At 64.3% G+C, this 25,310-nt stretch carries 21 protein-coding genes; 11 read left to right on the top strand and 10 right to left on the bottom strand.

Annotated features, from left to right (window positions below):
• Positions 1-71: 71 nt before the first annotated feature.
• Positions 72-362, bottom strand: a complete 291-nt coding sequence (locus tag JKL45_RS02380) for a hypothetical protein (protein ID WP_201859504.1) — start codon at positions 360-362, stop codon at positions 72-74.
• A 326-nt stretch (positions 363-688) separates the two neighbouring features.
• On the opposite strand from JKL45_RS02380, the gene JKL45_RS02375 reads away from it, so the two are divergent.
• Entirely contained in the window at positions 689-3,439 is a 2,751-nt protein-coding gene (locus JKL45_RS02375) for a glycoside hydrolase family 2 protein (protein ID WP_201859503.1), read from the top strand.
• Positions 3,440-3,562: 123 nt separating this feature from the next.
• Here the strand turns inward: JKL45_RS02375 and JKL45_RS02370 are convergent, their stop codons facing one another.
• The 7 genes from JKL45_RS02370 to JKL45_RS02340 form a co-directional block, all read right to left on the bottom strand.
• A complete protein-coding gene (locus JKL45_RS02370) occupies positions 3,563-5,737 on the bottom strand; it encodes an SDR family oxidoreductase (RefSeq protein WP_246498241.1) in 2,175 nt (724 codons plus the stop codon).
• 72 nt (positions 5,738-5,809) lie between these two features.
• Positions 5,810-6,964, bottom strand: a complete 1,155-nt coding sequence (gene glf / locus JKL45_RS02365; protein WP_201859502.1) for a UDP-galactopyranose mutase — start codon at positions 6,962-6,964, stop codon at positions 5,810-5,812.
• Positions 6,965-6,970: 6 nt separating this feature from the next.
• Positions 6,971-8,032, bottom strand: a complete 1,062-nt coding sequence (locus JKL45_RS02360) for a glycosyltransferase (RefSeq protein ID WP_312896900.1) — start codon at positions 8,030-8,032, stop codon at positions 6,971-6,973.
• Positions 8,033-8,381: 349 nt separating this feature from the next.
• Positions 8,382-8,693, bottom strand: a complete 312-nt coding sequence (locus JKL45_RS02355; RefSeq protein ID WP_201859500.1) for a polyhydroxyalkanoic acid system family protein — start codon at positions 8,691-8,693, stop codon at positions 8,382-8,384.
• Positions 8,694-8,749: 56 nt separating this feature from the next.
• Positions 8,750-9,073, bottom strand: a complete 324-nt coding sequence (locus JKL45_RS02350) for a hypothetical protein (RefSeq protein WP_246498240.1) — start codon at positions 9,071-9,073, stop codon at positions 8,750-8,752.
• Between the two features lie 44 nt (positions 9,074-9,117).
• Positions 9,118-9,474 carry a hypothetical protein gene (locus JKL45_RS02345; protein ID WP_201859499.1) on the bottom strand — a complete coding sequence of 119 codons (357 nt, stop codon included), beginning with the start codon at positions 9,472-9,474 and terminating at the stop codon, positions 9,118-9,120.
• 58 nt (positions 9,475-9,532) lie between these two features.
• Positions 9,533-9,952, bottom strand: coding sequence for a septal ring lytic transglycosylase RlpA family protein (locus tag JKL45_RS02340; protein WP_246498239.1), 420 nt, complete (start codon positions 9,950-9,952; stop codon positions 9,533-9,535).
• A gap of 292 nt (positions 9,953-10,244) precedes the next feature.
• Here JKL45_RS02340 and crtI point away from each other — a divergent pair, with 292 nt between their 5' ends.
• The 8 genes from crtI to ispH all read left to right on the top strand — a co-directional run bounded on the left by crtI (position 10,245) and on the right by ispH (position 20,498).
• Complete coding sequence (gene crtI / locus JKL45_RS02335) at positions 10,245-11,795, top strand: phytoene desaturase family protein (protein WP_201859498.1); 1,551 nt, start codon at positions 10,245-10,247, stop codon at positions 11,793-11,795.
• A gap of 139 nt (positions 11,796-11,934) precedes the next feature.
• A complete protein-coding gene (locus JKL45_RS02330; RefSeq protein ID WP_201859497.1) occupies positions 11,935-13,032 on the top strand; it encodes an SAM-dependent methyltransferase in 1,098 nt (365 codons plus the stop codon).
• Between the two features lie 82 nt (positions 13,033-13,114).
• Positions 13,115-14,650: a phytoene desaturase family protein gene (locus JKL45_RS02325; protein ID WP_201859496.1), complete on the top strand. Its 1,536-nt coding sequence runs from the start codon at positions 13,115-13,117 to the stop codon at positions 14,648-14,650.
• Positions 14,651-14,745: 95 nt separating this feature from the next.
• Positions 14,746-15,486 carry a lysophospholipid acyltransferase family protein gene (locus JKL45_RS02320; RefSeq protein WP_201859779.1) on the top strand — a complete coding sequence of 247 codons (741 nt, stop codon included), beginning with the start codon at positions 14,746-14,748 and terminating at the stop codon, positions 15,484-15,486.
• Entirely contained in the window at positions 15,483-16,595 is a 1,113-nt protein-coding gene (locus JKL45_RS02315; protein WP_201859495.1) for a glycosyltransferase family 2 protein, read from the top strand. Before JKL45_RS02320 ends, JKL45_RS02315 begins: the two co-directional genes overlap by 4 nt.
• Positions 16,592-18,250, top strand: a complete 1,659-nt coding sequence (locus JKL45_RS02310; protein WP_201859494.1) for a squalene/phytoene synthase family protein — start codon at positions 16,592-16,594, stop codon at positions 18,248-18,250. The genes JKL45_RS02315 and JKL45_RS02310 overlap by 4 nt, the downstream gene beginning before the upstream one ends.
• Positions 18,247-19,533 (top strand): hydroxysqualene dehydroxylase, encoded by a 1,287-nt coding sequence (locus JKL45_RS02305; protein ID WP_201859493.1) that lies wholly within the window; start codon positions 18,247-18,249, stop codon positions 19,531-19,533. Before JKL45_RS02310 ends, JKL45_RS02305 begins: the two co-directional genes overlap by 4 nt.
• Positions 19,530-20,498, top strand: coding sequence for a 4-hydroxy-3-methylbut-2-enyl diphosphate reductase (gene ispH / locus JKL45_RS02300; RefSeq protein ID WP_201859492.1), 969 nt, complete (start codon positions 19,530-19,532; stop codon positions 20,496-20,498). The genes JKL45_RS02305 and ispH overlap by 4 nt, the downstream gene beginning before the upstream one ends.
• On the opposite strand, the gene JKL45_RS02295 is transcribed toward ispH, so the two are convergent.
• Positions 20,477-21,898, bottom strand: coding sequence for an MATE family efflux transporter (locus JKL45_RS02295; RefSeq protein ID WP_201859778.1), 1,422 nt, complete (start codon positions 21,896-21,898; stop codon positions 20,477-20,479). The genes ispH and JKL45_RS02295 overlap by 22 nt on opposite strands.
• Positions 21,899-22,030: 132 nt before the next feature.
• On the opposite strand from JKL45_RS02295, the gene JKL45_RS02290 reads away from it, so the two are divergent.
• Positions 22,031-23,008 carry an amidoligase family protein gene (locus JKL45_RS02290; RefSeq protein WP_201859491.1) on the top strand — a complete coding sequence of 326 codons (978 nt, stop codon included), beginning with the start codon at positions 22,031-22,033 and terminating at the stop codon, positions 23,006-23,008.
• The gene (locus JKL45_RS02285) at positions 23,005-23,706 is read left to right on the top strand and encodes a gamma-glutamyl-gamma-aminobutyrate hydrolase family protein (protein WP_201859490.1); all 702 of its coding nucleotides are present in this window, start codon (positions 23,005-23,007) and stop codon (positions 23,704-23,706) included. Before JKL45_RS02290 ends, JKL45_RS02285 begins: the two co-directional genes overlap by 4 nt.
• 1 nt (position 23,707) lies before the next feature.
• Here JKL45_RS02285 and JKL45_RS02280 read toward each other — a convergent pair whose 3' ends face one another.
• Positions 23,708-25,222: a response regulator gene (locus JKL45_RS02280; protein WP_201859489.1), complete on the bottom strand. Its 1,515-nt coding sequence runs from the start codon at positions 25,220-25,222 to the stop codon at positions 23,708-23,710.
• Positions 25,223-25,310 lie beyond the last annotated feature (88 nt).

The raw sequence follows: 25,310 nt of genomic DNA, 5'->3' as shown, positions 1-25,310 counted from the left end.
AGGGCAGGCCAAGCGCAACAAAAAAGCCGGGGAGGCTCGCGCCTCGCCCGGCTGACTTTAGGGAAGCTGCGTTACTGCTTCGGAGCCTCGTTGGCCGAAGGCTGGGCATTGGGCGCCGGATAGGCCGGGTTCGCCGGCGAAATCCGGTTGGTGGGATTGGCATTGGACGAGCCGGTGGTGGAGCCCGTCGTAGCCGAGCGGGCGGCGTCCGTGCCCGGATCGTCGGGCGAGGTCGATCCAACCCAGATCATGTAGCCGCCGACGGCCACGGCGAGGAGCAGGAGCGAGCCGATGAGAACGCCCAGGACCGGACGGCCTGAGCCTCCCTGCCGGGTACGATCGTCGGGGATCATTTGAGCCATTTTCCAGCCTCTTTCAAAAGAATCGGTATCGGGCGAGCAGCGAGGCTCGGCATTATCAGGGCAACGCCAGATGCAGGAGGCGGTTCCTGCCCGATTCAATCTTGGCCATTTAACGTTGCGCGCTCCTGCCGTCTGGATCCAATGAAGCTTTTTCCCGTTGTCCGACACAGGCCGCCAATCACGGTCAGAGACGAGGGGCCAATGGGTCGAGCAAGCGTGCGTGCACGAGGTGTCGCAGGGCGGTCAACGAACCCCGCCGGGCTGCTCTCAGCCATGTTTTCGCCGTTTTCGAAACCCTTGGGTAATCTCTGATTCAAGGAGAGATCATGCTGGACAATCGCATCAGTCTGGACGGGACTTGGGAATTTTTGCATGTGGCCGACGACCGTCTGGCTGGCCCGGCAGAGGTTCGCCAGATCACGGTGCCCAGTCCTTGGCAGGCCCAGTTCGCGGACCTGCGCATGCGCGCCGGCATCGGCATTTATCGCCGGACGATCAACATGGAGGAGGAGTGGCTCCACGACAGCGTCTGGATCCGCTTCGGCGCTGTCTTCCACAACACCAAGGTCTTCGTGAACGGCGAGGCCGTGGGCCACAACGAGGGCGGCTTCCTTCCCTTCTCCTTTGACGTGACCCCTCACCTCAAGCCCGGCGCAAACGAGATCAAGGTCCGGGTCGACAGCCCCACCGACAACCCGGCCGAATTCCCGGATTCGCCCTTCGCCGAAATCCCGTTCGGCAAGCAGAGCTGGTATGGCCCCCTCTCCGGCATCTGGCAGTCGGTCTATCTCGAGCGCCGCATTTCCGATCACATGAGCCGTGTGCGCCTCGTGCCCAACCTGACCACCGGCCGCGTGACCTCGGGCGTGTTCTTCGCGCGTCCCCTCACGGACGCGACGCAGATCCGCATCCAGGTGACAGACCCGTCGGGCGACGTGGTGCTCGACGAGATGCATGAGACACAAGTTGGCGTGACCTCGATGCCGTTCGAGTTCACCCTTGATGACGTGCGGGCCTGGTCGCCCGATCATCCGAACCTGTATCGGATCACCCTGCACCTCATGCGCGACGGCGAGGTGAAGGACGAGATCGCCGACAATTTCGGCTTCCGCTCCATCGAGGCCCGCAACGGCAAACTCTACCTCAACGGTGAGCCTCTCTACCTGCGCTCCGCGCTCGACCAGGACTACTACCCGGACACGATCTGCACCGTGCCGTCGGTGGAGTTCCTGGAGGACCAGTTCCGCAAGGCGAAGGAGATGGGCCTCAACTGCCTGCGCTGCCACATCAAGGCGGCGGATCCGCGCTACTACGAGGTGGCGGACCGGATGGGCCTGCTCATCTGGACGGAGCTGCCCAACGGCGGCATGGCCACCGACCGCTCGCGCGGGCGCAAGGAAAAGCTCCTGAAAGGCATCGTCGACCGCGACTGCAACCATCCGTCCATCGTCATCTGGACGATCATCAACGAGAACTGGGGCGTCGACCTCGTTAACGATGCGGATCACCGCGACTGGCTCAAGCGCACTTTCGCCTGGCTCAAGGCCTACGACCCCGCGCGCCTCGTGGTCGACAACTCGCCGCTCGCGCCGAGCTTCCACGTGGAATCCGACATCGCGGATTATCATTTCTATGCCGCCTATCCCGATCACCGGGAGCAGTGGGATCAGTTCGTCGATGAGCTGTCGGGCCGCGCCTCGTGGCTCTACTCGCCCCATGGCGATGCGGTGATCACCGGCCGCGAGCCGCTCATGTGCTCGGAGTTCGGCAACTGGGGCCTGCCCTATCCGAAGGACCTGCGCGACGAGAAGGGCGAGGAGCCCTGGTGGTTCGAGACCGGCCACGACTGGGGCGAGGGCGTGATGTATGCCCACGGCGTCGAGAACCGCTTCTCGGACTGGAGCCTGGACCGCGTCTTCGGCGACCTGCGCCGGTTCGTGATCGCGGCCCAATGGCAGCAGTTCCGCGCGCTGAAGTACGAGATCGAGGCGATGCGACGCAAGCCCAGCCTCGCGGGCTACGTCATCACCGAGCTGCACGATTGCCACTGGGAATCGAACGGGCTGCTCGACATGCGCCGCAACACGCGCGTGTTCCACGAGCTGTTTCCCATCGTCAATTCCGACACGGTGATCGCGCCGAATTGGGAGCGAGCCTCCTACTGGTCCGGCGAGAAGGCCTCCCTCGGCCTTGCCATTGCCCATGGTGCCGGGCCCGTGCTCGAAGATTGCTCGCTGGAAGTCTCAATCGGCGGCGAAACACAGACGCTGCCCCTGCCCCGCATCGAGGCGCCGGACGTGTTTGACCTAGGCCGCGTCGAAATCCAGCTGCCGCAGATGGACGAGCCTTCGCTCAGGCGGATCAACTTCGATCTGCGCGCCTCCGATGGCCGCGTGATCGCGCATAACCACCACGACATCGCGATCCACCCCAAGCGCGGCCGGCCGGCTCATGCGCGCGAGCTGGTATGGTCGCCGGACGAGGACATCCGCGACCACTTCCGGGCGCTGGGTTACACCCTCGCCCGCGCCTTCGAGGAATCGACCCTCGTCGTCGCCCGCACGCACAACAAGGCGATTGCCGACCATGTGCGCGCCGGCGCCAAGCTCCTGCTGCTGCCCGAGAGCGACATGAGCCTCTACCCGTTCTTCCCGCACTGGCAGGCGGTCAGGGTGCAGCCCCGTCACGGGACATTGTGGTCAGGCGACTGGGCGTCGTCCTTTGGCTGGCTGCGGCGCGCCGGGCATTTCGCCCGCTTCCCATCCGGGCCGCTGCTCGACGAGACCATGGACCGGGTGCTGCCGGACTTCGTGATCTCGGGCTGCAACCTGCTCGATTTCCAGGCCCGCGTCTTCGCCGGTCTCGTGGTCGGCTGGATCCACAAGCCGGTGGCGCTCGGCGTCGAGCGCTCCTATGGCCGCGGTCGATTGGTTGCCACGACCCTGCGCCTGCTCCGGGATGCGCCTCTCGCCGACCCGACGGCCACGATGCTCACGGATGCCCTGGTGGAGCTCGCGGTCGAATCGCGGGCAGCCCGCCTCGAGGAAGCGGTCCGGGCCGCGGAGGCGGCTGCATAAAACGCTTTGTACATGCGCAAGAAAGGGCGGTGCAGACATCTCTGCACCGCCCTTTGCATTTCTAGCCTGAACAGAAATGGCCGGCACCAGGCCAGCCATTGCCGATGGTTCTGAGCGGAACGGTTATTCGGCCGCCACCTTCATGATGGTGTCCGACCATTCCACTTCGTTCTCCGCGAAGAAGCGGTCGAGGGCGCTCTCCAGGCGCGGCATGAGAATGCCTCGTTCAGTCGACAGCGCCGTGTTGAGGGCCGGCAGATCGCCCGCATCGGTGACGAGGCTGGAATCGAACCCCGCTCGTTCGGCCGCCATGGCGGCGAGATCCCGCCAGGAGGTTTCTCCGATATTGGCCATATGCCAGATGCCCATGCCGCCATCGATCAGCAGATCGAGAGACGTGTTCACGAGATCGGGTACATAGGTGGGCGATACCACATCGAGGCTGGCCTCCACCCCTTCTCCCTTGCTCAAGGTGTTGAGGATGGACCAGACGAAGTTGTAGCGGTCCCAGGGGCCGAAGAAGGCGCTCGTGCGCAGGATGAGCGCCTCGCTGTGAGTCTCCAGCACACGGCGCTCTGCCTCGGCTTTGCTCTCGCCATAAACCGTGGACGGGTTGACCTCATCGCTCTCCACATACGGCCTGTCGAGTGAGCCGTCGAAAACGAGATCGGACGAGAAGGTCACAAGCGGAATGCCGAGATCGGCGCATACCTTCGCGAGAGTCTCGGCGCCTTTGGTGTTCTCGCGGAAGCAGGCCTTCCGGTCGTTCTCGGCCTCTGCCACGCGCACGTAGCCGGCGGTGTTGATCACCGCCCAGGGGCGATGGCATTTCAGAGCCTCGGCAACGGTCTTAGGATCGGCGATATCCATGTCCTGGCGCGAGAGCAGCGCATGGTTGAGTCCGCGGAAATCGCACAGGCGCGAATAGGCTCGACCGAGAGTGCCGGTGGCCCCCGTGATCAGGAGCTGGCGCGGCTCGTCGGCGAGCCAGCAGGATCGGGATTGCCGCGAGGGGCGCTTGTAGAAGCGGATGTCGCGCTTCCACCAGCCGGCGCGGTCGAGAACCGGGTGATCGAAGGTGCCGGTCTTGGCCAGCGCTTCGGCGGCATGCGCCAGGGCGGTGCGCCGCGGCACATCTGTGCGAACATCGAAAGGACCTGGCTCGTAGAAGCCGTTGCGGCGGGTGAGAAGGCTGTTCCAGTCCACCGCTCCATAAAGGGACCAGATGGTGACCGCGCGAATATCGGCGCCCTCGTCACGAAGCGTGGTGACGTCGTTCCACACCTCCATGAGCCAGCGAAGCTGGTCGTCACGGGTGCTGCCATGGTGAGCCTCGGTGACAGCAATCGGCCGTCTGTAGCGTTCCCACACCTCCCGCAACCGGGCAGCTGGGCCGAGATCCGCAGCTGGCAGCGGCATGCGAACCGCTTCCGCATCGGCATATTGATGCCGGCCGTTGCCGCCCCAATGATGCTCGGGATAGCGGCGCATGCGCTCATCGAGGTAGCGCTCGCTCGTGAGGTAGTGGTTGATGCCGATGATGTCAGGCGCGGCATCGGCCTCCAGGAAGAGTTCGAGATCCGCTTGATCGACGCCGTGATCGATCATGATCTGCCACCAGGGGTGATAGCGATCCACCATCCCGCACAGGAGGTCGAAGCTCAGGAAACGGCGCTGGTTCTCGTGCTCGGCCTGATAGGTGAGCATCGGCGTCGAGAAGGTCTTGCCCATATCGTCCGTCTGCACAAGTTGCGCATCGGACCGCACCTTGCGGATGGCCCGCATGGACAGAACGGTCGCCTTGCACTCGGTCACGAGGATCTTGAGGAATGCCTCATAGCTGGTTCCGTGCGGATACCAGTGGCCATAGAGCCCCGAGAACCGCGCGGTGGTGAGCGGCTCATTTACCGGCGTGTAGAGATCGAGATGCGGATAGCGCTCCGCCACATTGGCCGCATGGCGCGCCAGAAGCTCGGGCCAGGCGGGATCGAGCATGTTCGTATAGCGCGGTCCGCTGCCGTGATGGCACAGGCCCGCGATGGCGCGGATGTTCAGCTCTTGCAGGCGTTGCAGGCGCGTATCGTGCCAGGAGAAGTCCGTCCGGTCCGGGCTCTCGGGAGAGATTGTCTCCCAGAGCACCGGATGACGGAGCGTGCGGATCCCGAGTTCAGCGATGCGATCGAGATCCTCGATGCGATCATGATAACCGGTCTCCAGGCTTTGGTCGCGGTAGTCGTCGCCTACTCTTGCGACAGTACATTCCAACCCGCCCCAAAGCTCTAGTGATCGTTTCATCATGCAACTCCGAGCTATTTCACTAAGCGTTCGTCAACTGTTCTTAGCGCGGAATGTTCGATGTTTTTCAGTTGATTACGAAACTAATCCTGCTGGCGACGACATGACCTTGACGGCCGATGTGTCCGCACCGACCGGCAGGGACTCGTTGATGCGCCGGAAGGTGGCGAGCGCTTGGCCGACGATCTGGTCCATGTTGTAGTAGCGGTAGGTCGCAAGACGACCCACGAACCACACGTCGGGGGTGGCCAAAGCCAGGCGCTCGTACTTCTTGAAGAGCTCCTGGTTCTCCGCCTTCGGAATCGGATAATAGGGGTCGCCTTCGGCCGACGGATACTCGTAGGTGAGCGCCGTCTTGGCGTGCTCCTGACCGGTCAGGTGCTTGTATTCCGTGACTCGGGTGTAGTCGTTGGTCTGCGGGAAGTTCACCACGCCGACGGACTGGTGCCAAGGCTTATCAAGGGTCACGTGCTCGAAGCGCAAGGAGCGATAGGGCAGCTTGCCGAACTGGAAATTGAAGTACTCGTCGATCGGCCCGCAATAGATGACACGACGATGCGGGATGACATTCTTGACGTCGTCGTACTCGGTCTGGGTCATGATGTCGATGTTCGGATGGCTCACCATCTTCTCGAACATCCGGGTGTAGCCGTGCTTCGGCATGAACTGGAACTCGTCCGGGAAGTAACGGTCATCCCGGTTCGTGCGGGTCGGCACGCGGGAGGTCACGGACTTGTCGAGCTCGGACGGATCGAGGCCCCATTGCTTGCGGGTGTAGCCGCGGAAGAACTTTTCATAGAGTTCGCGGCCGACCACGGAGACCACCACGTCCTCCGACGTCTTGATCTCGCCGATGGACTCGGCGCGCTCGGCGAACCAATCCTGCAGCTGCTCGGAGGTGAGGTTCAGCCCATAGAGCTTGTTGACCGTGTCGAGATTGATCGGGATCGGCACCTGCATGCCGTCGACCTCCGCCAGCACCCGGTGCTCGTAGAAGCGCCATTCGGTGAACTTGGAGAGATGGTCGAAGATCTGCTTGGAATTGGTGTGGAAGATATGCGGACCGTATTGGTGGATCAGCAATCCGTCCTCGTCATACCGGTCATAGGCGTTGCCGCCGATATGAGGACGACGGTCGATCAGAAGAACGCGCTCGTTGCGCTCGCTCGCAAGACGTTCCGCCAGAACGCTGCCCGCAAAGCCGGCGCCGACAATCAGCCAGTCATACATTCCAGATCACTCCGCAGGCGTGGTGGCATAAACGGGAAGGGACGAAGCGGGGCGATCGGCCGTTGCATCGCCGGTCGAATCCAGCATCAGCTTGTGCATGGAACCCCAGGTCTTGTCCCAGGAGCCGGCGGCAAGGTGCCGGTCCACCCTGGCGAGCCAGGGATCCTTCGGACGGCCTAGAACGATCTCGACCTTGGCGACCACCTCCTTGGCGTTTCTTGCAATCTCGACGAGACCCTTCTCGCCGTAGGGACGCACCACGTCGGTGATCGCCGTGGAGACGACGGGAACACCGGCGGCCAGAAACTCGGGCGTCTTGGTGGGGCTGATGAACTTCGTCGCCTCGTTGAGGGCGAAGTTCATGAAGCCCAAGTCCCAGCCGGCCAGATAATGCGGCAGTTCGTTGTAGGATTTGCCGCCGAGCCAATGGATGTTGGGCCGCTGCGGCAGGCTGGCGGGATCGATCTTCACCACCGGGCCGATCATCACGAACTGCCAGTCGGGGCGCAGGTCGGCAACCTCGGCCAGGAGATCAATATCCATGCGCTCGTCGACCACACCGAAGAAGCCGAGGCGCACATGCGGGATCTGCGCCTGATCCTCCGGATCTTTGTCGATGGAGCGGGCTTGCGAGAAATGATTGAAATCGATGGAGGACGGGAAGCCGTGAACGCTGCGATGGCGATGCTTCTTGGCCTCGTAGAGGCTCATTCCGCCGGTGAACACGAGATCGCAGCGCGAGAACAACGCGCTCTCCAGGTCGATGAGCTCCTGCGATGCGCCACGAAAGAGCGAGAGCTCATCCATGTTGTCGTAGATGCACAGGTCGCATTCGAGATCGCTGGTGAAGGCCATGGCCATCGGCGTGTAGTACCAGAATACCCGCGGGCTCGTCGCCTCGCGGCCGATCATTTCTTCAATGAGGTCGTGCTGCTCGGAGATGATATCCTGGTGGGACAGGCCTTCGGGGAGCATGGGAACGGCGATCGTGACGCCCTGCGGACGCTCACTTACGTCCATATGCGGAGTCACGCCGGCTTTGAACATCGGCTCTTCGATGATGACCACGTTGTAATGCTTGGCGGCGCGGCTGAGAAGGTGTTGAGGGCGCTGCCAGACGAAGTCCCAACGGAGATGAGAAAAACAGACCAGGAGAGGCTTTTCTGAACCGGCTTTGATAGGCGAACGAAGGGCATAGGACTGCGTCGTCAAACGCTCATGCATAGCGCGAACCTCAGATAAAGGTGTGTTGTCACGATCGGACAGAAGAACCCGGTCCGGGGCGAATAAAGTGATATCTTTAGTGAAGCGCACCGGCGAAGGGTCGCGGTCGCAATCGATTTTACAACGCAGATGAAACCGTTTGGTTCCATCTGCGTTCATCTTGGTGAACGGCTATTCATGCGAATAGTGGGCGTCACTTCTTTTCAAGCAAGAGCGTTCCCTGCTTTTGGATGAAGGTCTTTGCCTTCTCTGCAACCATTGCAAGTATCCACGGCAACTGCAGTTCGACGCGCACCTGATCCTGCATGACTTCAAGATGGCCGCTGACATTCTGGCCCATGGCGCCGACGCGAAAATCCATGCGGTTTCCGCTCCAGGTTTCGTGAATGGACGCGACCTTGTCGCCGAACTGCGATTTCATACCCGCCATGCCGCCTTGAAGCCGGCGCATGGCTTCGGCTTGGCCCAGGTTGTGGGGAATGGAAACGACGAGGGGCTTCGACATAAAAGTGCTCCGCTTTTTGATGGAACAAGCGAAGCCGTGCCACATGAGTTCCGTAGTTAAATCATTTCCACGCGAATCGCCCGGATCACAATGGCTTCCTGGTCGAAGCGGCGCTCCAGATCAGCGCGGTAGCGTTCCCACCAATGGTGATCGATCTCGCGCGCCATGACCTCAAACACGACAATATCATCATGCGCCGTGTGTCCGCCTTCTTTCCAGACGCCTTCGGCCGGCGCACGCGTGAAGCTTGTGATGCCGCCGAATCGTTCGGCCAATTCTGAGCGCACGCGCCCATAGGCTGCGCCGTCGAATCGGCGGCCCGCATTGTCGGCAAGCGGCAGAAGGATTTGAATCAGGTGCATCGCCTTCTCCTGAGCCATGGCCGGATGAGGACATAGCTCACTGATTGGGAAAGGCGAGTCCCTCAGGCCTGGAGGGCCGCGAACACATCCTCGTCCGATTCGGGGATACTGTCGTCGATTCGGTAGGATCCCGAAGGCTTCGATACGCGCCAGGGCAAAGCCGTCGAGGCATGAAAGGCCTCGGAGGGGCGAAGCCGCCGACGCATGCCGTCGGCCTGAAGCTCATCAATCACGACGAAACCGAAGATGGTGAGCCGCGTGGCCATGGCCTTGGTCATCCGATCATCGGCCCCGATCGTCAGGGAACCGGCAGAATACACGGCATCCATAAGGCTCTTCTGGTCACGGCGGGGATTAGCCGACGAGCGCGCGCCCGGAAAGCGGATGACGTTCGTCGACTGTGACGATCTCGATTCCATGTAAGCAACCCTTGGTCCCGAATCGGGGCAAGAATCGCCGCAAGGGATTAAGAACCGCCTAATCGAGCCGATGAAGCGAGACGTACCCGACGCCGGACGAGGTCAGGCCGAGAGCCTGTGCCGGTCCCTTGGCGAGATCGATGATGCGCCGATGGGCGAAAGGCCCACGGTCGTTCACCCGGACGACCACGGAGCGGCCGTTGGTCTCGTTAGTGACTTTGAGCCGGGTGCCGAACGGCAGGGACCGATGCGCCGCCGTCATGTCGTAGGAGTTGAAGCGTTCGCCGCTAGCGGTTTTACGGCCATGAAAGCCGGGCCCGTACCAGGAGGCGGTGCCGCGCTGAAAGGCTTTGCCTGTCTCGATATTGGCCGTTGAGATGGATCCCGTGACAGTGGGGTCGTTGGAGGCAGTTGTATTGCAGGCCGCCATGAAAAGAAGTGGCACCATTGCAGATGCTCGGGCGAGGATATTCTTCAAGGACAGTCTCCCCTTTCATTGTGATTGGAAGTGAAGCTGATCTTTAAAAAGGCAAGAATAAGGCGACTAAATTTTTTCCTGCCTCACTCATACTTCAGAGATATGGAATTATTGGCAAAACTAGCCTGAAGAATTTTTCTTCTATCGCTCTATATGTGGAACAACGTTTCTTTTTGCCTGTCCGAGAAGATATTCACCCTTCCGTGATCGCGTGGATATGTGTCTGGCCGGACAGCCGGGCCGCCATAGGTAAGTCTCCACTGTCCCCAAGGCAGCCGAGGGCACCTGTTCGATGCTGAAATCTTCCCCATCCCCGCATGTTGCCATCGTCGGGGCCGGCCCAGGCGGCTTGGCGTCGGCCATGCTGCTGGCCCGCGAGGGGATTCCGGTGACCATCTTCGAGAGCGAGCCGGCTGTCGGCGGCCGCACCCGGACGATGCACGCTCCGGGCGGCTACAAGTTCGACATCGGCCCCACCTTCTTCCTGTATCCGCGCGTCCTGAAGGACATCTTCGAGGCCTGTGGCGAGCGCCTGGAGGACCATGTCGAGCTCAAGCGTCTCGACCCGCAATACCACCTCGTCTTCGAGGGCGGCGGCGACATCCGCGCGACCTATGACCTCGAACGCCTCGAGCAGGAGATCGCCCGTCTGGCGCCTGCCGATGCGAAAAACGTGCGGCGCTTCCTCGACGACAACCGTGACAAGCTCGAAGCCTTCAAGCCTGTTCTGGAACAGGCCTTTTCGAGCCCGGCGGATCTCTTCTCGCCCGCCATGCTGGCGGCGCTGCCGAAGCTCCGGCCGTTCTCAAGCGTCGACAGCGACCTCAAGCGCTATTTCGCCGATCCGCGCGTGCGCCTCGCCTTTTCGTTTCAGACCAAATACCTCGGCATGTCGCCGTTCCAGTGCCCGAGCCTGTTCACGATCCTGTCGTTCCTCGAATACGAGCACGGCGTGTTCCACCCCATGGGCGGTTGCGGCGCCGTGTCGGACGCCATGGCGAATGTCGCTCGCAAGATGGGCGTCGACATCCGGCTGAACACGCCCGTGGACCGCATCGTCTACGAGAACGGCGAAGCCGTCGGCGTCGAGGCCGCCGGCGAGCGGTTTGCGGCGGGCTCGGTTGTGGTGAATGGCGATTTCGGCCACGCCATGCGCCGCCTCGTGCCCGAAGAAATGCGCCCGCGCTGGAAGAACAAGAAACTCGATCGCGCCAAGATCTCCTGCTCGACCTTCATGCTCTATCTCGGCATCGAGGGTGATCTCGGCGACCTTGCCCATCACACGATCCTGCTGTCGAAGGAATACGAGCGCAACATCCATGAGATCACCAACGGCATCCTCCCCGAGGAGCCGTCGATCTATGTGCATCATGCGGGCGTGACCGACCCGTCCCTGGCGCCGAAGGGGCATGCGAGCCTCTACGTGCTGGTGCCCGTGCCGAACCTGCGCTGCGACGTCGATTGGGAGCGCGAGGCACCGCGCTATCGCAGGATCGCGTTGGAGCGATTGAAAGTGCTCGGCCTCAAGGACATCGAAAGCCGCATCCGCTATGAGCGCGTGGTGACGCCGCGCGGCTGGGAAGACGATTTTGCGGTCTTCGAGGGCGCTACCTTCAACCTCGCGCACAATCTCACGCAGATGCTCTATTTCCGGCCGCACAACCGCTTCGGCCGCAACGTCTATCTCGTGGGCGGCGGCACCCATCCGGGCAGCGGACTGCCCGTGATCTACGAGGGCGCGCGCATCACGACGCGCCTGCTGCTCGAAGACCGCGAGCACCGCAAGGTCGGAAGCGATGAACCGGAACCCGCCGTTGCACCTTTGGGCGAAGCGGCTTTGTGAGGGAGCATGCCATGAGTCGAATCGGATTGCTCGCGTTTCTGTTTCTCACTCCCTCGCATGAACCGAAGCCATCCGCTCAGCCGCGCCCTTCGTCGAGGATGCCTCGATGAAGGCACCACCCTCGATCCGCTAGACTCCCATGCTGTGGCGCGCCTATGCCCTTCTGTCTCATGGAGGAGACCGCTTCGGCCTCGGCCCCATCGGCCTTGGCTCCTGGCGCATGCCCCCCATTCCGACAACCTTCCGAAGAAGCAATGATGTCCTGAAGGTGCTCGAGGAGGCAGACACAGCCATCTGGTCGGCGAGCGCCCTGTCGGCTTGCGCCGAGTGCGGCCTGCTGGCGCGGCTCGGGCATCCAGCCATGATCGGTGAGTTGGCCTTGGCGCTGTCGCTTCCGCCGGCCCTCGTCCAGAGCCTGATCGATGCGCTTGCGTCCTTCGGCTTCGTCACATGGAAGGATGGCCGGGTGCAGGCCTCGCCTGCCCTGATGCCGTTCACGTCGCCTGAGGGAACGGAGACCTTCAGGGCCGCTTTGCGCGCGCCGCTGCTGCAGAGCGAGGATTTCCGGAACAGGCTCAAGACCGGAACCCTGAGCCTCGACGGCTGGTCCCATACCGACGATGCCATCATCGAAGCGCAGGGCACCCTGACCCGGCATTGGACCACACGGGCCCTGCCGAAATTGAAGTTCCTGCCCGGCCTCGTGCCAAAGCTCGAAGCTCCCGGTGCGGCGCTTCTCGACGTGGGCGCGGGCGCCGCGGGCCTGTCCATCGCGCTCTGCCGGCAGTTCCCCCGCTTGCGCGCCGTGGCGCTCGAGCCGGCGCCGCATCCGGCGGAGATCGGCGAGAGGCATGTGCGGCAGGCAGGCCTGGCGGATCGCATCGCGATCCGCCGCGAGCGGGTGGAGGACTTAGCTGAAGACAAGGCATTCGACCTTGCCTTCCTGCCCCAGATGTTCCTGCCCGATGCTGTCATCGCGGAGGCCGTTCAGCGGATTTTCCGCGCTTTGAAGCCGGGCGGCTGGCTTCTGGTTGCAGCCCTCTCTCACGAGGGATCGGGCGCGGCCTCGGCGGTCAACCGGCTGAAGAACCTGCTCTGGGGTGGCAACACCCGCGACGTGGCTCGCATCAAGCCGCTTCTGGAATCGGCCGGCTTCGATCCGGTGATCCGGGCGCCAGGGCGGCAGTCCCTGCGCATGATCTGTGCCCGTCGCCCAAACCTGCGTGATCTGCCTTGAACTGGATCATGCCATTCCTAGAACCAACACAACTGGACACAGGCCTCGGAAAGAATAGGCTTGTGCCCTCCGGGAGGACATCGTGAGCGCTCAAGGTACTTCGGTTGCAGTCATCGGCGGAGGCCTGGGCGGCTTGGCGGCCGCCTGCGTTGCGGCCGCCCGCGGCCATAAGGTCACGCTTTACGACAAGAACGCCTGGATCGGCGGCAAGGCGGCGGTGCTGCACGAAGACGGATTCCGGTTCGACATGGGCCCGACGATCCTCACCGTGCCGCGGGTTCTGGAACGCATCTTCGCGGAAGCCGGACGTAACCTCTCCGACTATCTCGACCTCGTGCGACTCGATCCGCAATGGCGCTGCTTCTTCGACGACGGCACGCAGATCGACCTGCAGGAGAACATCGGCGCCATGGCCGAGGCCATGGACCGTTTCGCGCCCGGCAAGAACACCGGCGAGGGCTATAAGCGCTTTCAGGAGATCTCGGCTCATCTCCACGAGATCTCGAACAAGTTCTTCTTCTGGAAACCAGTGGAGGACCTGTTCGACACCATCAACATCCGGGCCAACATGAACCCCGGCACGCTGCGGGACGTCTTGTCCCTGCGCATGGGCTCATCGGTCGCCGGCACCATCCGGTCGAAGGTGAAGGACGAGCGTCTGGCGCAGATGCTCGACCACTTCACGCAATATGTCGGCTCGTCGCCTTATGGTTCGCCCGCGGTGCTCTGCGCCATCGCCCACATGCAGGCGGCGGACGGCGTGTGGTATCCCATGGGCGGCACACGCGCGGTGGCCGAAGCGCTGGCGAAGCTCGCGACCGAGCTCGGCGCCAGCATCAAGACCGACAGCGACGTGGCGTCTCTCAACATCGAGAAGGACGCCGTGACCGGCCTCGTGCTCGCCGATGGCGAAACCGTGTCTTATGACAACGTGATCTCCAACATGGATTCGATCCGCACCTATCGCGAGCTCGTCGGCGGCGAGGTGGGCGAGCATTACGCGAGAAAAGATTTCGAGCCGGCCTGCTCCGGCGTGGTGCTCTATCTCGGCCTCAACAAGCGCTACGATCACGTGCTTCACCACGACTTCGTGTTCTCGCGCGATCCGGAGGAAGAGTTCGACTACATCTACCGCCGGGGCGAGCCCGCACCGGATCCGACCTGCTATCTCGCAGCGCCAGCCGCCACCGACCCGAGCGTTGCACCGGAAGGCGGCGAGGCGCTCTACGTTCTGGTGCACACGCCATACCTTCGCCCGCACCATGACTGGTCGCAGATGTACCCGGCCTATCGTCAGGTGATCATCGACAAGCTGAAACGCACGGCCGGCATGGCGGATATCGAGGAGCGGATCGTCGTCGAGCGCCACCTCACGCCGCAGGACATCCACGACCGGTACAAGGTGCTCAACGGCGCCATCTATGGGCTCGCCAGCCACGGCAAGTTCATGGGCGCGTTCAAGCCGGGCAACCGCAGCCGCCAGGTGCAGGGCCTTTACCTCGCCGGCGGCGCGGCCCATCCCGGACCGGGCATGCCCATGGTGATGATGTCGGGCTGGATCGCCGCCGACGCTCTGGATGCGGACAGCAAGGCTGCGAATCTACGGAACGTGTCTTGAGGCAGGAAGCGAACACAGCCACCGGAGAACGCTCCCTGCCTCACCGGGCGGGATCGTCTCCCGTGGCGCGTCGCTCTCCCCTGATCCATCGCTTCATGGTCTCCACGTTCCGGCGTTATTTCACGCGGCACATGAATGCCCTGCGGGTTGCCTCATGGGGCCTGCCGGCCGTTCCGCAGAGCGGCCCGATCATCATTTATTCCAATCACCCAGCCTGGTGGGATGCGGCTATCTATATTCTGGCCGCGGACCATTTCTTTCCTGATTACGAAAGCTACGCGCCCATCGATGCCGCGATGTTGAAGCAATATGGAGTCTTCGGCCGCATCGGCGCGTTCGGCGTCGATCTCGACAGCCCTCGCGGCGCGGCGGAGTTCCTGCGCACCAGTGCCGAAATCTTATCGTCGCCGACTCATGCCCTGTGGGTCACCGCGCAAGGGCGTTTCAGTGATGTGCGCGAGCGTCCACTTGGCCTCAAAGCCGGCGTTGCGCGGCTTCCCGAACTCGCCCCCGACTGCACCGTGATCCCGCTTGCCATCGAATACGGCTTCTGGCTTGAGCGCGGAGCCGAGGCCTTCCTCGCCTTCGGCAAGCCCATGCATGGCAGGGACCTCTTAAATCTTGCGCGCCCTGCCCGCCTGGAGCGTCTCGAGGCGGAGCTCGCGACCACCCTCGACCGGCTGAGCGCCGATGTGCAGAGCCGCGACCCGGCGCGCTTCCGCGCCATGCTTGAAGGCCGCGCCGGGGTAGGCGGCATCTATGACCAATGGCGCCGGATGATGGCGACCGTGCGGGGCCGAGCCTTCGATCCGTCGCATGAGGGACGCCCCTCATGATCGTTCTCGGCCTCATCCTCTTAGGCCTCGCAGCGCTTTCCTTCGCGTTGGCTCTCGTGAACCTGAGCATCCTGCGCGCGACACCGGCGCATGCGCCCAAGGGAGACGTTCGCGTCTCGATCCTGATCCCGGCGCGCAATGAGGCGAAGAACATCGGTCCGGCGCTTGATGCAGCTCTTGCCAGTGTCGGCGTACCGGTCGAGATCCTGGTCATGGACGATGGCTCCACGGATGCTACCCCGGAGATCGTCAGACACTACGCTGCGCGCGATGAGCGCGTGCGCCTTCTCACGGCGCCTCCTCTCGCGGAGGGATGGACCGGCAAGGTCCATGCCTGCCATCATCTGTCCGAGGCCGCCACCGGCACACACTTCCTGTTCGTGGACGCCGACGTGCGCTTGGGTCCGCATGCGGCCTCACGTCTGGCAGGCCACGCGCAGGAAACGCATGCCAGCCTGGTGAGCGCCGTGCCGCGGCAGATCATGCGCACGCTCGGCGAGTTGCTGACAGTTCCGACGATCAACCTGCTGCTTCTCGGCTATCTGCCCATGGGCTTCATGCGCCTGTCGCGCGACCCCGGTCTCGGCGCGGCCTGCGGCCAGCTCATGCTCGTCGAGCGGGAGGCTTACCGTGCAATCGGCGGTCATGCGGCCATCCGCACGCGCATCCATGACGGCATTCAGCTGGCGCGGCTCTTCCGCCGCAAGGGCTTCATGACGGATCTCGTGCCGGGCGATCACCTCGCCTCCTGCCGGATGTACACACGCTTCGACGAGGCTTGGAACGGCTTTGCCAAGAATGCCCATGAGGGCATGGCGACGCCGGTTGCCCTGCCGATCTGGACAATGCTTCTTCTCGGCGGGCATGTGCTGCCCTTCGCGTTGCTTCCATTCGCCCCGACCTTTCCCATTGTGGCAGCGGCGCTCCTGTCGCTTGCAACCCGCACGCTCGTGACGGTGGCGACACGGGAGAACCCCTGGTCAATCCCCTTGCATCCCTTCACCATGCTGGTCGGGCTCGCGATCCAATGGAGCGTGCTCCTGCGGATCGGCACCACCCGCCGCGCTGGATGGAAGGGACGTCTCTATCCCGTGGGGGTGAAGTCATGATCCCGGACACCGCTCAGGCCACGAAGCGGCCGCGGGATGAGAATTTTCCGGTCGCCTCGCTGGTGCTCTCGCCCGAGCACCGGGATGCGGCACTCGCCTTCTATGCCTTCGCCCGCATGGCTGACGACATCGCCGATGCGCCCGAACTCAAAGCCGCCGAAAAGCTCAACCGGCTTGATGCGCTCGAGCAGGCGCTCGTTGCCGGCGACCCTGCGATCCCTCAAGCCGCGCGCCTGCATGCAGCCGACAGGCAGCACAAGGCCGGGATTGTGCAAGCCCGCGATTTGCTGCGCGCTTTCCGGCAGGACGTGGTGAAGGCCCGCTATAACGAGTGGGCGGAGCTGATCGAGTATTGCCGCTTCTCGGCCAATCCGGTCGGCCGTTTTCTCTTGGGCATCCACAAGGAGCGCAGCGCCGCTCAGGCTCCGGCCGACGCGCTGTGCACGGCGCTGCAGATCCTCAACCATCTGCAGGATTGCGGCAAGGACCATCGGGATCTCGGCCGCATCTACATCCCCTTACGCTGGATCATGGGAGCGGGCTCCGAGAAGGCCTTCTTCGATCCGGCCCAGACTGCTCTGCGCCGCAGCGTGGTCGATGCCATGCTCGACCGGGTCGATGCGCTGATCGATCAGGCGCAATCCCTGCCGGAGCATCTGCAGAACAGGCGCCTGCGCGCACAGAGCATCGCCACGATCGCGCTTGCCCGGCGTTTGAGCGAACGCTTGCGCAGCAAGGATCCGGTCCTGGAACGGGTGCAGGTGAGCAAGGCCGATGCCGGCATGGCGTTCCTGCGCGGACTTGCCGGCACGCTGCGCCAGCCGGTCAACACCGATCACCGCATCACCGCCGCCATGGTGCGGCGCTCCGGATCGTCTTTCCGGCTCGGCATGCAGAGCCTGCAGAGCGAGCGCCGGCGCGCCATGCATGCGGTCTATGCCTTCTGTCGCGCGGTCGACGACATCGCCGATGGCGCCGCGCCGCCCTCCGAGAAGCGTGTTTTCTTGAGCGAATGGCGGCGCGAGATCGACCGGCTGCATCGCGCGCCTGAAACGCCCATCGGGCGGGAGCTCGCCCGCGCCTCGTCTCTCTTCAAGCTGCCGGCAGGGGAGTATCTCATGCTCCTCGACGGAATGGATATGGACAGCGCGGAGCGGTTGCGGATCGCAAGCGATTACGAGCTCGGTCTTTACGGCCGCCGCGTGGCGGGTTCGGTCGGAGCCCTGTCGATCCGAATCTTCGGCGCACCCTCCGCCCATGATTTCGCGCTCAATCTCGGGCGCACCCTGCAGCTCGTGAATATCCTTCGCGATGTCGACGAGGATGCCGCCTGCGAGCGCGTCTATGTTCCGCTCTCGCGACTGGCGCAGCTCGGATTGCAGGATGCGCCGGCCACGATCCTCGTGACCGATCCACGCTTCGCCCGCGTCTGCGAAGGCTTGGCCGAGGAGGCGCATGCAGGCTTTGCGGCGGCGGACGCTGCCCTGATGCGCCTCGACCGCGCGGCATTGAAACCCGCGATCCTGATGATGGAAAATTATCGCCGCGTGCTTGTCCGATTGCAGGCGCGCGGCTGGGGCACCCGGCAGGGCCGGCTGCGCCTGAGTGCCGCCGACCGTCTGCACCTGATCACCCGCGCCATGAGGCCCGCATGACCCCACGGCGCACCCATATCGTCGGAGCGGGCGTCGCGGGCCTGAGCGCAGCCTTAGCCGTCACAGCCGACGGCGGCGAGGCCGTGCTCTACGAGGCGGCGCCTCATCCGGGCGGGCGCTGCCGCACGCTGCACCCGACCGATGGTTTCGATCACGACAATGGCACCCATGTGCTGTTCACCGCCAACGGGCGCGCGCTTGATCTCTTGCGAACGGTGGGTGCACGCGAGCGCTGGGTCGAGCCCGAGGCCAAGGGCCTTCCGCTCTATGACGGTCGCACCGGCGAAATGCGCCGCGTCGGCCTCTCGCCCTGGTCCTGGCTGCTGCCATCCCGCCGGCCGCAGGGGCTGACCCTCTCCGATCTCATGCGCATCATGCGCTTGGTTTTCGCCTCGAAGGATTGTCCGGTCGCGGCGATCATCGGCAAGCGTCCGATCATGGACAGCCTGATCGAGCCCCTGACGGTGGCGGTTCTCAACACACCGCCCGATCAGGCCTCCGCGCAGCGGCTCGCCTGTGCGCTGCGCCAGCTCATCCGCCCCGGCGCCGGTCGTCTCCTGGTGGCGAGGAACGGCTTGAGCCAGGACCTGATCGAGCCCGCCGTCGCGACCCTGCAGACCAGGGGCGTGCCCGTTCTGACGGGACAGCGTCTGCGCAACCTTCTCACCGTCAACGGGCGCGTCATCGGTTTGGCGCTGAGCGACCGCACGGTGATGCTCGGCCCCGACGACCGGGTGATCCTGGCGCTTCCCCCTTACGAGGTGGAGCGGCTCTTGCCCGCCCTTCCCGTGCCGACGCAGTTCGAGCCGATCATCAACGTGCATTACCGTATGGAAGGCCTCAAGCATCCGCGCTTCATCGGCTTCACCGGCACGCTGGCCCAATGGGCGCTGATCCGCGACAACCATGTGAGCGTCACCGTGTCTGCGGCTGACGCGGTGGTCGATCAGAACGCACCCGACGTGGCAGCCCGCATTTGGCGCGAGATCGCCCCCGCTTTGCGGTCCCTCGGCCTCGATGCGCATCCTGATCGGCAGCCTGAAATGCGGGTCGTGAAGGAAAAGCGCGCCACGATCCGTCAGGCCGCCGAGATCCTGCCGCAGCCGCCCCTGCGTCCGCTCGCGAATCTGGCCCTTGCCGGCGATTGGATCGGCTCGCTTCCCGCCACCATCGAGAGCGCCGTGATGGCAGGCGAGCACGCCGCCTCCATCCTGCACCATGCCCGCGGCACCCGGGCCACCCTGGTCAAAGATCGAGCCTTGAAGACGGAGAACGCGGCATGATTCAGGACCATCCGCCGCTCACCGTTCTACTCGCCGCACCGCGCGGCTTCTGTGCCGGCGTCGAACGCGCGATCCGGGCCGTCGAGGATGCGCTCGATCAAACGGGAAAGCCCGTCTATGTGCGCCACGAGATCGTGCACAACAACCGGGTGGTGGACGACCTCAAGCGCAAGGGCGCGGTCTTCGTCGACGACATTGCCGAGATTCCCGACGGGGCGGTTGCGATCTTCAGCGCCCATGGGGTGTCGCGCGCGGTGGAGCGTGAGGCGGCAGGACGCGGCCTCTCCGTGCTCGATGCCACCTGCCCGCTCGTGCGCCGCGTTCATCTCGAAGGGCAGCGCCATGCAAAGGCAGGCCGCGAGGTCATCGTCATCGGCCATCGCGGCCATGTGGAGATCGAGGGCACGACGGGGCAGATCGACGGGAACGTGCATGTGATCGAGAGCGTCGAGGAGGCGCTTAACGTGCCCGTCCTGAACCCGGAGCGCATTGCCTACATCACCCAGACCACGCTCTCCGTAGACGACACCCGCGAGATCATCGCTGCTCTGAAATCACGCTTTCCGGCCATCCTTGGCCCGGACGTCAAGACGATCTGCTACGCGACGCAGAACCGGCAGATGGCCGTGCGCGTCATCGCCAGGCGCGCGGAGCGGATCATCGTGTGCGGGGCGCGCAATTCCTCGAACACCAACCGCCTGTGCGAGGTGGCCATGGGCGAGGGCCGCCAGGCGCTTCTCCTGCAGGATCCGAAGGATCTGACGCTGTCCTTCATCGACGGTGCTGCCGTGATCGGCCTCACCGCCGGAGCCTCCGCGCCCGAGGATCTGGTGCAGGAGGCCCTGGCGCGGCTGGCGCAGTGGCGGCGCCTCACGGTGGAGGAAGTGACCGTGACCCGCGAGGATGCGCAGTTCGCCCCCGTGGATCTCTCGCGTCTCGTCAATCAGCTGGCGAATGCCTCCTGAACGTCGGCCGGCATGGCCGTGACCAGCCCGAGCCGGTCGCGGCGCAGCCAGCGCCACAGCATCAGCCCGGCCACGACGGCGAGCCCGCTGGCGAGCCCGATCCAGATCCCGATGCCACGTAGCGGCGTGTTGAAGGCCAGGATGATGCCGAGCGGCAGGCCGACGCCCCAATAACCCAAGGCCGCATAGACCATCGGCACCCGTGTGTCCTGGAGACCGCGCAACATGCCGGCACCGACTGCCTGAGCACCATCCACCAGCTGGAAGATGGCCGCCACCACCAGGAACGAGCGGGCCAGCTCGACCACGAGCGCATTCTTCGGATCGCTCAGGTCGAGGAAGGCGCCGAGGAGCAGGTGCGGGGCGAACATCATGAGCGAGGCCGTGATCACCATGAAGCCGGTGCCGAGCGCGAACGATGTCCAGCCGGCGCGGGTGACCCCTGGCGCATCCTGCGCACCATAGGCGCGGCCCACGCGCACCGTGACGGCCTGTCCGATGCCGAGCGGGACGGAGAAGCAGAAGGAGGCGATCTGCAGGGCCACCGCATGGGCGGCCAGCTCGCTCGCGCCGAGCCGGCCCATGAGCATGGCGGCCGCGTTGAAGATCGTCACCTCGAACATCAGCGTCAGCCCGATGGGAATGCCGAGACGCCACAGGGTGCGGTAACGCGGCCAGTCGGCGCGCCAGAAGCGACCGAAGACGTGATAGCGCCTCAGCTTCGGGTCGAGGACGATCACGAGGGCAAGCCCGAGAAACATGAACGTGCTCGACAGCACCGTGCCGAGACCCACGCCGATCAGGCCGAGGGCCGGCAGGCCGAATGCGCCGACCATCAGGGCATAGGCCGCGCCGAAATTCACCGGGATGGCGAGCAGGCCGATGAACAGCGCCCAGCCCGGACGCTCCAGCGCCGCCAGGAAGGAGCGCAGTACCAGGAAGAACAGGAACGGCAGCAGGCTCCATTGGAGCGCGCGCATGTACTGGCCGGCATTCTCGGCGAGCCGCGGCTCCTGGCCGATGGCCAGCAGAATCGCCTCTCCGTTCCAGGCCACGATCCAGATCGGGATCGCGACCGTCACCGAAGCCCACAGGCCCTGGCGAACCGTGCGCCGCACCTCGCGGACGGAATGGCGTTTACGGCCAAGCTCCTCGGCGATGATCGGCGAAGTGGCGTTGACGAGGCCGATGCCGAAGATCAGGAAGGCGAAGTAAAGATTGGTGCCGAGCGCACCCGCCGCGAGCGACTCCGAGCCCATCCAACCCATCAGAATGACGTCGGTGGTCATCAGGGCGTTTTGCGCAAGCGTAGCGAGAACAAGCGGCCAGCCGAGGGCCAAAGTCGCGCGGAGCTCCGCCAGCCAGGCGGTGCGTTCGGTCAGTGCGGTGCGGTGAATCATGGTGCGGGGCTTGTAGCCAACCTGCCGCCGGAAAGCCACCGCAGGAACCCTGACGCCGTGAAGGAACCTCACCTCAAGCGCATCCGTTCCCCTCCCTGCTCACATTTTCGTGTTGGTTTCCCGGAGTTTTTCATGGCGCAGCCGGCGCTCCTCACCGCAATCGACTTCGCCCTGCCGCCGGTCCTGCACAACGAGCGGGGCGAAATGCGCACGGTCGGGGTCGAGATCGAGTTCGTCGGCCCCTCGGCGGAGAAAACCGTGCAGGCCCTGCAGGAGGCGCTCGGGGGCCGGCTGATCGAGGAGGACCCTCATGCCTTCGCGTTGAAGGAATCGGCCATCGGCGACCTGACTGTGGAGCTCGACAGCCGCATCCTGCATCCGGGCAAACAGGCCGGCACACAGCGCGGGGTGCTGCCCAAGATCGCGGCTCTCTTCGGCTTTGCCGCAAGCTATCTCGTGCCCTGCGAACTTGTCACCGCCCCGACACCCATCGACCGCCTGGAGGAGTTGAACCGCATCCTGACGATCCTGCGCCAGCTTGGCGCCAAGGGCACGCAGGATGCGCCTTTCTACGCTTTCGGGCTGCACTTCAATCCGGAAATCCCGCGCCGGGATGCGGCCACCCTGACGGCCTTCATGAAAAGCTTCGCGCTGCTCAACTCATGGCTCCGGCGCGAGGCGTCCCCGGACGCGACCCGCAACCTCCTGGGCTTCGCAGACCCCTTCCCGGCCGAGTACGTGCGCAGGATCGTCCAGCCGGATTACCAGCCGGACATCGCCACCTTCATCGACGACTATCTCATCTTCAACCCGACGCGAAACCGCGACCTCGATCTCCTGCCGCTCCTGCACTACTTCGATGCCAAACGCGTGCGGGCCGTTCTGCCGAACGAGAAGATCAATGGCCGCCCCACGTTTCACTACCGCCTGCCCGATGCGCGGGTGAGCGATCCCGGCTGGAGCATCGCGCCGGACTGGAACCGCTGGGTCTGCGTGGAACGCCTCGCCGCCGATCGCGAGAAACTCGACGCGGTGGGCTCCGCCTATCTCACCTTCGAGGGGGAGGACAAAAGCTGGGCCAACGTGGTGGAGCAGGTCGTCCGCTCATGACCAGTCCCCTCATCGGCGTAACCACGTCTCGCCGCGGTGGCTGGCGCAGCTACCTCATGCACCGGCTGGCGCTGTATCGCGCAGGCGCGCGCTCCATCCGGCTCGTACCGGGCAGCTCGCTGCCGGAGGAGCCGCTCCATGGCCTCGTCATCGGCGGCGGCGACGATATCGGGGCGGAGATCTATGGCGGAAAGGTTCTGCCCGACGTGCGCATCGACCCCGAGCGCGACAAGCTGGAGCTCGGGCTGCTGAAAGCGGCTCTGCCGGTCGGCTTGCCGGTGCTCGGCATCTGCCGAGGATCTCAGATGATCAACGTGGCGCTCGGCGGCACGCTGCACACGGACATCTACGAGGTTTATGTGCAGGCGCCGAAGATGCGAACAGTTCTGCCGCGCAAGACGGTAACCGTCGAACCGGGATCGCGCCTCAACGGCATCCTGCGCTGCAACCCCTGTCTCGTGAATGCCCTCCATCACCAATCGGTGGACCGGCTCGGCCAAGGCCTCAGGATCGCGGCCCGGGACGAGAGCGGCATCGTGCAGGCCATCGAGAGCGAAAGCGCGCCGTTTCTGCTCGGCGTGCAATGGCATCCGGAACTGCTGGTCTGGAAAAGGCCGCAGCAGCGGCTGTTCGCGGCTTTGACCGAGGCCGCCCGCGAGGCGGCACTTCCTCTGTCAGCAGCGCCGCTTGCCACCTAGATCAGCGGGCACGTTTCGATGCGCGAGGGAAAAGCGGGATCACCTTGCCGTTGCTGGGTGGATTCAGGTGCCGCTGGATCGCCGCGTGCAGGTCGCGGCTGACGATGGGCTTCTGCAGCAGCGGGAACTCGCTCTCCTCGCCGGCTGCTCCGGGATTGCCCGTGATCAGCAGAACGGGCAGAGCGGGTGCGATCTGCCGCACCTCACGGGCCAGCATGACGCCGTTCATCGTGCCCGGCATGGCGATGTCCGCCAGTACCAGCGCTGGCCTGCGGGTATTCAGAGATCGAATCGCCTGCGCGGCATCGGTGGCGATGCTGGCCACGTAACCGAACTCCTCCAGGCTCGACTGCAGCGCGAGCGCCACTTCGAGTTCGTCGTCCACCACGAGAACCTCGGTGTGGTTCGGCACCGGCTCTTCGGGTGCCTCGTCTTCGCTCGGCGGGCCGGGCGGCAGCAGGGTCGCGGCCTCGGCCCGCGGCAGGTAGAGGATGATCGCCGTGCCGGTTTCGTCCCGACGCACCTCCGAGGCGCCGCCGAGGCCCTCCAGGAAATGCAGGCTCTGCCGCAGCGACAGCCAGGACGAGAGATCGAGATTGCGCAGCACGAAGGCCTGCTCGAGATCGGCCTCGGGTGCGTGGCGCCCGTCCTCGGGTCCTGAGCTGCGGATCGTCAGCTGCACGAAATCGCCCTCGCGCGACAGGTCCGGCAGCGATCCTCTCTCGACCGCAACATTATGAGCCTCGAGCGTGATGGTGCCTCCCTGAGGCAGGGCATCCCGGACATGTCCGCTGAGCGTCACGATGGCCGTCTGGATATCGTCCGGATCGGCCTCCACGGGCCAGAGATCGTCCGCCAGGGACAGCCGCATGTCGACGGTATCGCGCAAGAGCGAACGGCTCATCAGTTCGGCCACCGAACTCACCTGCTCGGCGATGTTCACATACTGAACCTTCGCCTCGCCCTGACGGGCAAAGGCCGTCGACCGGGCGATGAGCTTGGCGGCCTGATCGGCGGCCACGAGGGCCGACAGCAGCTTGCGCTGCAGGATCGGCTGCTCCTTCAGCTGGCGTGCCGCAGCGTCGATATTGGCGCTGATGACCATGAGGCGGTTGTTGAGGTCATGGGTGATGCCGTCGCGCAGCCGATCCACGGCCTGGGCCTTCTGGAGGCGGCGCAGGGCGTCGTCCTCATCCGATGCGGGCGTCACTTCGGGAAACGCATCCTCGGCAAAAGCGAACGGGACGGCGGACTCCTCGATCAGGTCGGCCGTGACATCCTCGAACACGGAGAATTCGTCGGCCTCGTCAGCCCCCTTGCCCCGCAGAGCCTCCCGGATCTGCCGCCCAATCAGCAGCGGAGCACCGGCCGCCAGCAGCAGGAAGAACCCGGCCGCTGCGGCGATCAAGGTGGAATCCCTGAAGAAGGCAGCACCGGCCAGCGCGAACCCCGACAGGATCACGGCGCAGGACACTGCCAGCAGAGACAGCTTCAACAGGGCAGGCAGCACAGGCACTCAAGCTTCCCGAAAATATGAATTGACCCGGCGCCCCTCAGACGCCACTTGCAACGGCTATCTTGTGTAACACGGACCGAGGGCAAGC

It is taken from the genome of Microvirga soli (assembly GCF_016734765.1).
Taxonomy (GTDB): domain Bacteria; phylum Pseudomonadota; class Alphaproteobacteria; order Rhizobiales; family Beijerinckiaceae; genus Microvirga; species Microvirga soli.
Note: the sequence above shows the minus strand (reverse complement) of the source record. Positions and strands in the feature narration are given on the sequence as shown.

Bases quoted from the DNA above. Each gene is read 5' to 3' on its own strand.
- JKL45_RS02380 (WP_201859504.1), bottom strand. From the start codon at position 362: ATGGCTCAAATGATCCCCGACGATCGTACCCGGCAGGGAGGCTCAGGC.
- JKL45_RS02375 (WP_201859503.1), top strand. From the start codon at position 689: ATGCTGGACAATCGCATCAGTCTGGACGGGACTTGGGAATTTTTGCAT.
- JKL45_RS02370 (WP_246498241.1), bottom strand. From the start codon at position 5,737: ATGATGAAACGATCACTAGAGCTTTGGGGCGGGTTGGAATGTACTGTC.
- glf (WP_201859502.1), bottom strand. From the start codon at position 6,964: ATGTATGACTGGCTGATTGTCGGCGCCGGCTTTGCGGGCAGCGTTCTG.
- JKL45_RS02355 (WP_201859500.1), bottom strand. From the start codon at position 8,693: ATGTCGAAGCCCCTCGTCGTTTCCATTCCCCACAACCTGGGCCAAGCC.
- JKL45_RS02350 (WP_246498240.1), bottom strand. From the start codon at position 9,073: ATGGCTCAGGAGAAGGCGATGCACCTGATTCAAATCCTTCTGCCGCTT.
- JKL45_RS02345 (WP_201859499.1), bottom strand. From the start codon at position 9,474: ATGGAATCGAGATCGTCACAGTCGACGAACGTCATCCGCTTTCCGGGC.
- crtI (WP_201859498.1), top strand. From the start codon at position 10,245: ATGCTGAAATCTTCCCCATCCCCGCATGTTGCCATCGTCGGGGCCGGC.
- JKL45_RS02330 (WP_201859497.1), top strand. From the start codon at position 11,935: ATGCTGTGGCGCGCCTATGCCCTTCTGTCTCATGGAGGAGACCGCTTC.
- JKL45_RS02320 (WP_201859779.1), top strand. From the start codon at position 14,746: ATGGTCTCCACGTTCCGGCGTTATTTCACGCGGCACATGAATGCCCTG.
- JKL45_RS02315 (WP_201859495.1), top strand. From the start codon at position 15,483: ATGATCGTTCTCGGCCTCATCCTCTTAGGCCTCGCAGCGCTTTCCTTC.
- JKL45_RS02310 (WP_201859494.1), top strand. From the start codon at position 16,592: ATGATCCCGGACACCGCTCAGGCCACGAAGCGGCCGCGGGATGAGAAT.
- JKL45_RS02305 (WP_201859493.1), top strand. From the start codon at position 18,247: ATGACCCCACGGCGCACCCATATCGTCGGAGCGGGCGTCGCGGGCCTG.
- ispH (WP_201859492.1), top strand. From the start codon at position 19,530: ATGATTCAGGACCATCCGCCGCTCACCGTTCTACTCGCCGCACCGCGC.
- JKL45_RS02295 (WP_201859778.1), bottom strand. From the start codon at position 21,898: ATGATTCACCGCACCGCACTGACCGAACGCACCGCCTGGCTGGCGGAG.
- JKL45_RS02290 (WP_201859491.1), top strand. From the start codon at position 22,031: ATGGCGCAGCCGGCGCTCCTCACCGCAATCGACTTCGCCCTGCCGCCG.
- JKL45_RS02285 (WP_201859490.1), top strand. From the start codon at position 23,005: ATGACCAGTCCCCTCATCGGCGTAACCACGTCTCGCCGCGGTGGCTGG.